The organism is Providencia sp. Me31A, assembly GCF_050487165.1.
Taxonomy (GTDB): Bacteria; Pseudomonadota; Gammaproteobacteria; order Enterobacterales; family Enterobacteriaceae; genus Providencia.
Map to the genome: position 1 here is coordinate 45,796 of NZ_JBKQGZ010000029.1, position 9,561 is coordinate 55,356.

The following is a 9,561-nucleotide window of genomic DNA, read 5'->3' on the forward strand; positions in this document are numbered from 1 at the left end:
AGGATATAAATAGTATGACGATAAAGAATAACAAAATAATAAAGATAGCCATATTTATCGTTGTCGTAATGGTGCTATCTGCTGGATTTATTTTATCTCATAACTCTGAACATGAGATATTAGAAGGTGTTGTTGATACAGATGAAATCAATATCACGAGTAAAGTCACGGCAAGAGTTGATAGTCTGCACGTCAAGGAAGGGGATAGCATACACGTTGGGCAATCCTTAGTCAGTTTGTATGATAAACAAACTACCGAAAATGCCCTACAGACAAAAGAAGCATTAGCTGCGGCTATAGCGAGCCAAGATAAGGCGTATAACGGGGAGCGTTCAGAGTACATTGAATCATTAAAAGCTAATTGGAATAGCGCTCAAGCAGATGAGAGAAACCTCAAGATAACGACTGATAGGGTAGTAAAACTTTATGATAATAGTAAAGCTGTTTCTGCCCAAGAGCGTGATGATGCCATCGCTCGATATAATATTGCCAAGCAAAAAACAAATGCTGCCTATGAGCAATATATGCAAGCTAAGCGTGGTAATCGAACTGAAGACATTCGTATTGCTGATGCTAACGTTAATGCAGCCAAGGCCGCGTTCGAATCAGCAAATTCTCTCGTCAATGAATTGACTGTACACTCAAAAAACGATGGCGAGATTGCCAAGCGTTTTGCCAATCAAGGTGAACTCGTTTCTGCTGGTACACCAATATTCAGCATGATTGATTTAAATAATCTATGGGTAACCGTTAATTTACGAGAAGATCGTTTCAACGCATTAAAAATAGGTGACGTCATTGAAGGAACTATTCCTGCGCTGAAAAATAAAAAAGCAAAATTTGATGTATTTTTCATTAATCCAAAAGGTAATTTCGCTACTTGGCGGGCAACTCGCCAGTCCAGTGGCTACGATGTTAGAACATTTGAAGTACGTTTACATCCTGTAGATAAAATTGAAGGGATGCGCCCGGGTATGTCTGTTATTTTTGATTGGCCTTTTGGAAATGATTAAAAACACCATATCGAATATTTCAGCCTCATTGGTAGATGAAATTAATTTCATCTACCATGATCGCTATATGAAACTTTTACTGTTTATTGTTCCGGCAATCTTAATAATTTTTGTCAGTGCAATGTTCAGTAATGGCGTGCCTGAAAAAATACCAGTCGCTCTAGTGGATCACGATCACTCTTCGTTAAGCCGGGAAATAATCAGAAATATTGATGCATCGAAAAGTATTGAATTAATTGAAACACCGGAAAGTGTTACGCAAGCTCAACACCTAATGAAAAGCATGAAAATCTATGCTTTTGTCGAGATCCCACCCGGTGCATCAGGTTCAACTATCCGCAAAGACGATAATGCGGTAGTCATTCGTTATAACGGGCAATTCCGATCAACGGGTAATGCTGCATATGTTGGGTTACAAGCCGCGATAAGTGATGCCTTTGATTCACTAAAAAATAGAAAAATGTTAGGTGCTGAACATAAAAGCACAGGTACACCTTTACTTAATATTCAAGTAGTTAATATCAGTAATCCACAAAATAGCTACGAAAGATTTCTGACGCCAATCGCCATACCCGTACTGCTAAGTATAATCCTAAGCAGTGCGGTGATTTGTGCAATCGGCCGTTTTTTTGAAGAAAATAAGCTCTACGCCAATTGGGTAAACAAAAGTAAATCCTATCTATCAATTCAAGTTATTTCTCGCATACTTCCCTATATAATTATTATTTTCCTATGGAACTTAATATATAACGTCTGGCAAGTCGTTGGACGAGGCTGGCCGATTTTAGGTAATTCCTGGGTTTTAATGTTAGCAATATTTATGCTGTGCCTTCTCACTGCATGTATCGCTGTTATGTTTGTTTCAATAACACGAAATGTATTAATGGCATTAAGCATTTCAACAGTGTATACCAGTGCTGCATTAACTTACTCTGATGGTACGCTGTCAATTTTGAATGCTAATGGTTGGGCTCAGTTTTGGAGTAACTTTCAGCCATTTACGCACTATTATCGTATACAGCTTGAGCAAGTTAACCTTGGTAGCGATATTACAGCTAGCCTTCAGCAGTTTGGTATTCTGTCACTCTATATTATTATACCGTTAGCCATTTCTTTTGTTCTATTAGATAAGCATAAAGATAAACAGTTACCCGAAGCGCTCCAAGAAAATACACATTTTAACGGTATTATGCAGAGCTTTATCAGTACATTGACATCAATAAAAAAATCACAACCGATATTTTCAACGGCTATTTTGTCATTATTTCTTTACAGTATCTTCTATCCTAGTGCTTATAAGGCGCAGGTAAACCTCAAACTTCCCGTAGCAGTTGTCGATTTTGATCGTTCATCTTTATCACGCAATCTAATTGATAACCTACAAGCCACCCGTGAAATTGACGTGACTCATGTTGATAGCTCGCTGTCTAATGCATTAAATTTATTGCGTAACAGGAAAGTTTCAGCCGTGATAACTATTGATAATGATTTTAAAAATAATCTTATCAGAGGCGGAGATGCTGGGGTCGATGTCCATCTATCTGGTGGTTATATGGCTGTAGCTGCGGATCTGAGGTTAGCAGTGACTAACGCAATAAGCTCTACAACCGACATTAATCGATTAGCACCGAAAACCACGAATAATATTATTTCGCTTCCACTATATAATCCCACGTTAGGATACGAATCTTTTGTTATGCCGTTGGTATTTATCATTATACTCCAACAAACACTTATCTTTGCCAGTTCTATGCTTATTGCATTACGTAACAGTGTAGGTTTAGCAAAAATAAATACATCGCAGTTTATTGGAACGTTTTTGGGCTTGTTTATAATCGGCTTTTTTGGTGCAATATTTGTATTTGGATGGGTTTACTATCTACAAGGATATCCCAACGAAGGCAATATGTTCTTGCAGCTTTTACTGATTGTTCTGTTCTCTGCGGCGGTAAGTTCTATGGGTATGTTGATTGGTAGCTTTTTTGATAATATTAACCGCCCAATGCAAATGTTATCTGCAACCTCGATGGTCATCTTCTATGCATCAGGTGCATCATTTCCTACCTTTAATATGCCCGACTGGGTTGTAAAAACGATGGAAATTTTCCCATCAAGTACAATGGTCAGTGGATTTTCCATGTTGAACTCCCAAAATGCTGATATTCATGCATTGATGCCGGTGATTATAAAAATAACATTGTTAGCAACATTATTATTTTTACTGGCTATGTATCGATTGGTTTGGCGAACACCAAAAGTCTCCTGATATTACTCAGTACTAATGATTTCGCTAGTCGCCTGATTTCTGTTCGACAGAACGACAGTCTTCATCGACGAATATTTGAAAGCACAAGGAAATAGTGCCTAGATAGCCTGAAACAGTTTCACCGTGACTCGAAACTCAGCTTTTTTACATTTTCGATATTGAGTGATACTTTTATTTAAACATTAATTAACCTGCGCGGTATAAGAAATTGTTTTTCCCACTGAGGAAGAAAAATCAAACAAAAGTCATCGACATCAGTGTAGATTTTTTCTTAATTAATCCTTGCGATTATGAATGTGCTCGTCAAACAATCTGATCGCAACTTGGGGCATTCATTCAATTCTTATCCACAGCTCAGGTTAAATATGTATTTTAACATATCACGGTATTATACATTTAGTCGTTAAGTATATTTACCAATATTAACGTTCTAAGGTTAAATATGTATTTTAACATATCACGGTATTACACATTTAGTTTTTAAGTATATTTACTAATGTTAACGCTCATGTAATGATGTTGAAAATAAGCTAAAAAATTTTTTTTCGGCTAATACTCAATAAAAAACCAACACACAGATGTAACATAACATTACAACAAACACCACTATTGTGTATTGCTATTTTACTAATTCTTTTACTAATTGAAGTTACCAGCATCATTCAAAAACACAAGTTTTAGATTCACAACACTTACTCCTTCTTGTTATTTTTAATATAATTTTACTTACTCCTACTAGTTGTTTTATATTTAAATAATTACGCTAAACATGCATAATAATTTTATTTTATAAAATCAGATTTGCGAAATATATTCACTTACACTATGCTTTATATATGAAACATAGTATTTATTTTCAATATGTTTTTTATACGTATTATTAGCTTGCTTTGAAAAAACAATCTAACTGTTTAATATTTAATCAGCAACATAAATTAAACATTAATAATTAAAGGTAATATAGAATGAAAAAAACATTATTAGCGTCCTCCGTTATTGCATTAACATTAACTGCGGCTTCAACTGCATTCGCAGCAGATATTGGAAGTGGTACAATCGAATTTAATGGAACAGTTAACTCTGGAGCTTGTACTATTGCACCAACCTCAGTTACTAAAGAAGTTGAATTAGGTTCTGTTCCTACTGTTTCATTAAAAACAGCTGGTGCACAAGGTCCTAATGTTAATTTCACATTAGAATTATCTGACTGCGTATTAGAAACAGCTGATGCAGAAGCTGACGATTATTCAAAAGTTAAAGTTACATTTAATGGCGCAATGAATTCCGCCGGTACATTATGGGCTAACAATGGTACAGCTCAAAACGTCGGAGTATTATTCCAAGATAGCACTGGTAAAAATATCAAATCAGGTGAAACTATTGAACAAAGCCTGAAAACTGGTGCGAATACTGTTGATTTATCTGCACGTATGCAATCATTAGGTGCAGCAACGTCTGGTTCTGTTAAATCTACCGTTGCTTATGTTTTAGATTATCAGTAATAAAAAATTAACATTATAAGATCATTATAATAAATAAGTTTTTGAACACGAATTCTGGATATGCTGTTTATAGCATCCTATGCTACAGCATATCCAGTTTTACTGACTCCTATTATCACTAATAAAATAAAATTATTTTTAGGATATTTCGGTTAATGAAGATGAACAAATTTAAAATAAGCATAGTGACGGGTTTAGTCTCTAGTATATTATTATACTCAAACTATGTTAGTGCAAATAACGTTCAATTTAATCGAGATGCTTTGTCTATTTCTGGTAGCCCAGATATAGACTTAAGTTCATTTGAAAAAGGAACTGTACAAGAAGGTTCTTATTTCTCAAACGTATCTATTAATAATAGAAGAGTAAATTTTTTTGATAGAATTGATTTTTTAAATCAAAATGGTGTAGTTCAACCTTGCATTTCACAAAAATTAGTAGAAATTATTGGACTAAAAGAAGAGTTTATCAAAAAGACACCTACATGGGCAGATGGTCAGTGTTATGATTTATCATCTCAAGATAGTGATATTACGTCTCGATTTGATGATGAAAAGCAAGAATTACAACTATCAATACCACAAGTCTATTTTCTCTATACAGATGAAAGCTGGGTTCCACCTAAACAACGAGATGTCGGTATTAACGCTTTTGTATTTGATTACAATATAGTTGAAAACTATTTCAAATATAAAAATGCAGATAGTACGAATAATTTAAGTTCATTTGGGGCTATTGGTGCTAACTTAGGGCGCTGGAGACTACGTAGTAATTATCAATACTTAAAAGATTTTAACGAAAGTAGTAACGATAGTTTCAAATGGGTTCAAACCTATTTATTTACTGACTTACCGGATTTATCTGCTAAGTTTTTTATGGGTAGATATTATACAGCAAGTCAGATTTTTGATTCAGTACGCTTTAAAGGTGCCAGTGTTTTCACCGATGATAATATGCTACCTGCTATGTTAAGGGGTTATGCACCTAGCGTTACAGGAACAGCAACAAGTAATGCAACTGTTGTAATTTCCCAAAATGGACGCATATTAAGCCAAGTAAAAGTTGCGCCTGGCCCTTTTTCAATAGATAACTTAACGTCTTCTCTATCCGGCGTTTTAGATGTAAAAATAACAGAAGAAAATGGTTCAGTTAGGGAATACCAAATATCATCAACAAATATTCCATTTTTAACACGACCAGGAATGTTACAATACAAACTGAATGCTGGCCAATTAGACCCTATGGGCTATAAGAATGTTGATAATGATTTTATTTCAACAGAGTTATCTTGGGGGCTATTCAACAGCTTATCTATTTTTGGTGGATTATTTGCAACATCAAACAACGAATACCATGCATATAATGCTGGTATTGGCTTAAATATGCAAAAATTTGGCGCAATATCATTTGATATTACACAATCTAAGAATAAATTAAATGAAGTAAGCTCAAGTACAGGGGAAAGCTATCGTATTAACTATGCGAAACGATTCTCAGAGACAAGTAGGCTTGATTTAACTGGGTATCAATTTTCAAATCAAGGATTTATGTCTGTTAGTAATTTTATTAGTGAAAAAGGAAACCCAACAGACTATAATTATCGTCAAAAAAATGTTTTTACCACATCATTTTCGCAACAAATTCCTGATTGGAATTCTGACATAAGCTTAAGTTATTCAAGAGAAAGTTATTGGGATGAATCTAAAGTTAACGACACTTTAACTTTATCATTTAATAAAACTATCAATAATGATTTTCTTAATAATGCATTATTGTCATTATCACTTAGCGAAAGTAGTTATATGAAAGGGGAGCGTACTAAGCAGGTTTATCTGTCATTAAGCGTGCCTTTCGGTGGTGAAAGATACTCAAGATTACAATATTTTGGTTCCTATAATGACCGCGATAAAAAATATAATAATAACGTTAATTACACAACTCAAGTAAATGATAACAATTTGAGTTTAGGATTATCAACAAAAGATTTCTTCGATAACACAGCATTGAATGCTTCTGCATATCGTGATACAGAATATGGAAGAGCACAGATAACTGGTTTATATAGTAATGATCATCAATCTATTAGTGGTTCTTTAGATGGTTCTTTAACCATTACAAGTCAAGGGCCTATTTTGCATCGTAGGGTATATGAAAACCAAGCACGAATGGTTATTGATACTGATAATGCTAAAGATGTTTCTATCAATAATGATGAATCGATTACTAATAGGTTTGGTCTAGCTGCTATTAGTAACGTACCAACCTATTACAGGTCTACTCAGTATGTTGACCTTAATAATATGCCTAAAAATGTTAGTATTGAAAATAGTGTTGTTGAATCAACTTTAACTGATGGTGCTATTGGTTATGCTAAGTTAGATTCAATTATTGGTGAAAAAGCATTAGTTACGGTGAAATTACCTGATGGTAATACACCGCCTTTCGGTGCATTAGTTTATGATTCGGAGAAAGATACGCCATTAGGTATGATTGCAGAAAATGGTTTAGTTTATTTAACTGGTATTCACCCAAATCAAAAATTAATTGTTAAGTGGAATTCTGGCCAGTCATGTACAATATCAATTGATGACCAAGACATTGAAAATATCAATACTATAAGTTGTTATAAAGAGTAAAACATTATGAAAAACATCAAACTAATTATTATTGGATTATTATTAGTCAGTACATACACACAAGCTACAATTTCAATTGACCGTACTCGAGTTGTTTATGATGAGTCTAGCAACGGCGTGAGTATTGTTGTCGAAAACATTGACACTAAAGACCCTTTCTTAGTTCAATCATGGCTCGAAGATGAAAATAAAAATAAAATCTCAGAGCCTTTAATTGCATTACCTGTATTACAACGTGTTGAACCGAATCAAAAGAAACAAGTGAGGATTAGCACCTCAAAAAACAATATAAAACCTGTCAATAATGAAGAGTCCTTATTTTATTTGAACATTTTAGGTATTCCTCCTAAAAGTGAGTTAGATAATGCAGTTGAAATTGTTATTCAATCAAGGCTTAAACTTTTTTATCGTCCTAAAGGATTAACTAAATACCCAGATAATAACTGGCAAAAACAATTAAAAATTGAGAAAATTGGCAATTCATTAAAATTAACAAATCCAACTCAATATCATATAGTTTTAATAAATATTAATGATAGCAAAAACAAAGTCGATAACTTTCAAGAAATAATTGTTAAACCAAATAGTAATCAAAGCTATTCCTTATCAGCGAAACAAGCAAAGTCGCCAAATATTGTTGTAACTTATATTGATGATTATGGTGCACCAAAACTATTAAATTATACCTGTCAAAGTACAATTTGCTCATTATCGAATGAAAAATAGCAAGAGGTTACAATGTCTTACTTAAAAAAAATAAAATTAGTCAGTTTATTGTTTTTATCATTTTTAAGTTTTAATACTTTCGCGGATGTAATTAAATGCGCGCCAGCTTCTGGTAGCAATACAATACAACAAGATATTATATTTGATATTAAAGCTAATAACACCAATATATCCACAGGAACAGAGCTGGCATCTACAACAACGAATGCAATAGTACTAACCTGTGACTTTACAGGACAAGATCTTAATCTTAATCACGTATATTTCAAAAATCTCATGCAGCCATCAATAAAATCAATGTTGATTAATAGTGGTGTTACTATCAACCAAACATTAACTCAATATGGTGACTCGACTGTTACGATCACAAACCCTGTCGTACCTAATATAGATTTATTAGCATGGCCAGAAAAAAACAACCAGTTAATTCTTATATATTATAAGTTTTCAGTGAAGAAAGGAGCTAATCCATTAAGGCCGTTCGATACAGGTCTATTCTTACTAGGAACTCATGTGAATAAACAAAATACTTATCTTGGTGGCGATGTTTATATTCGTATTGTTGGTAATTTAACTCTGCTTTGCCCTGCTCCTGCCGTTAGTATTACATCATCAAACGGAGGAACGGTAGGATTTGGAGCTATTTCACCAAAGCAAATGGATACAGGTGGTGTGGTCAGTCGTACATTTAATATTGGCATGGCTATTCCAGATGACTGTGAGACAGGACTAAATGTCTCTGTTCGTTTTGAACCAAATAATAACACTATATTAGGAGAAAAATATCTTGATATGGGAAATGGATTACAAACAGTAATAAAAAATAATTCAACCGAATTAAATTTCAATCAGCCTTATGTAATTGGTGAAATTAAACCTTTTAAACCAATAACGGTCCCTTATTCAGCAACGTTAAGTAAGATACCTGGTCAAACGATAACCCCAGGCCCATTCTCTAAAACTGTGCGCGTTATCGTTTCTTACTAGCCCATTTCCACCCATGATGGCACTTTCATGGGTGGAAAACTGCACCAGTTTCACGTTTCCCCAAAAAAAATCTACAATAACCTCCTTTATTGAATAGACTTATTGTAAATATATTAAATATCTTATTTATATTGGTGGCGGTGTAATGGCTTGAATTCTTTCCCAAACAGAACGTTATTACACTGTGGGCTATGCCCGAGCGGCAATAAAGCTAGCCCATCGTCCGCGATACACCTTAATGAGCAATAGCTAAAAGAAGCAATTTTTGAGACGGGTTTCACGTTCACGGTGAAGATTTTAAACGGCTGTTTGGTGTTAATCCCCGACAGCGAAGATATCCGAACGATAAAGCAACAAAACCAACAACAGCAAGCGCAGCTAACCGCCATACGGCATACCATGGCGAGTTGATGGCGGAGTATGATAGCGGC

6 protein-coding genes are annotated in these 9,561 nt (G+C 34.3%); all 6 read left to right on the plus strand.

The genetic code is table 11. The annotated features are described in order from the left end of the window. The first annotated feature begins 14 nt into the window (after positions 1-14). The 6 genes from ACLPIE_RS19665 (at position 15) to ACLPIE_RS19690 (ending at position 9,130) form a co-directional block, all read left to right on the plus strand. Entirely contained in the window at positions 15-1,013 is a 999-nt protein-coding gene (locus ACLPIE_RS19665; RefSeq protein WP_430263414.1) for an HlyD family secretion protein, read from the plus strand. Between the two features lie 67 nt (positions 1,014-1,080). Next, the gene (locus ACLPIE_RS19670; RefSeq protein ID WP_430263415.1) at positions 1,081-3,279 is read left to right on the plus strand and encodes an ABC transporter permease; all 2,199 of its coding nucleotides are present in this window, start codon (positions 1,081-1,083) and stop codon (positions 3,277-3,279) included. A gap of 965 nt (positions 3,280-4,244) precedes the next feature. Then, positions 4,245-4,781: a fimbrial protein gene (locus tag ACLPIE_RS19675; RefSeq protein WP_430263416.1), complete on the plus strand. Its 537-nt coding sequence runs from the start codon at positions 4,245-4,247 to the stop codon at positions 4,779-4,781. Positions 4,782-4,936: 155 nt separating this feature from the next. Continuing rightward, on the plus strand, positions 4,937-7,417 hold the full coding sequence (locus ACLPIE_RS19680) for a fimbria/pilus outer membrane usher protein (protein ID WP_430263417.1): 2,481 nt from the start codon (positions 4,937-4,939) through the stop codon (positions 7,415-7,417). Positions 7,418-7,423: 6 nt separating this feature from the next. After that, positions 7,424-8,143: a fimbrial biogenesis chaperone gene (locus ACLPIE_RS19685; RefSeq protein ID WP_430263418.1), complete on the plus strand. Its 720-nt coding sequence runs from the start codon at positions 7,424-7,426 to the stop codon at positions 8,141-8,143. Between the two features lie 12 nt (positions 8,144-8,155). After that, on the plus strand, positions 8,156-9,130 hold the full coding sequence (locus ACLPIE_RS19690) for a fimbrial protein (protein WP_430263419.1): 975 nt from the start codon (positions 8,156-8,158) through the stop codon (positions 9,128-9,130). The last annotated feature ends 431 nt before the right edge of the window (positions 9,131-9,561 follow it).

Excerpts from the sequence above, each read along its gene's own strand:
- ACLPIE_RS19665 (WP_430263414.1), top strand. The coding sequence starts at position 15 with ATGACGATAAAGAATAACAAAATAATAAAGATAGCCATATTTATCGTT.
- ACLPIE_RS19670 (WP_430263415.1), top strand. The coding sequence starts at position 1,081 with ATGAAACTTTTACTGTTTATTGTTCCGGCAATCTTAATAATTTTTGTC.
- ACLPIE_RS19675 (WP_430263416.1), top strand. The coding sequence starts at position 4,245 with ATGAAAAAAACATTATTAGCGTCCTCCGTTATTGCATTAACATTAACT.
- ACLPIE_RS19680 (WP_430263417.1), top strand. The coding sequence starts at position 4,937 with ATGAAGATGAACAAATTTAAAATAAGCATAGTGACGGGTTTAGTCTCT.
- ACLPIE_RS19685 (WP_430263418.1), top strand. The coding sequence starts at position 7,424 with ATGAAAAACATCAAACTAATTATTATTGGATTATTATTAGTCAGTACA.
- ACLPIE_RS19690 (WP_430263419.1), top strand. The coding sequence starts at position 8,156 with ATGTCTTACTTAAAAAAAATAAAATTAGTCAGTTTATTGTTTTTATCA.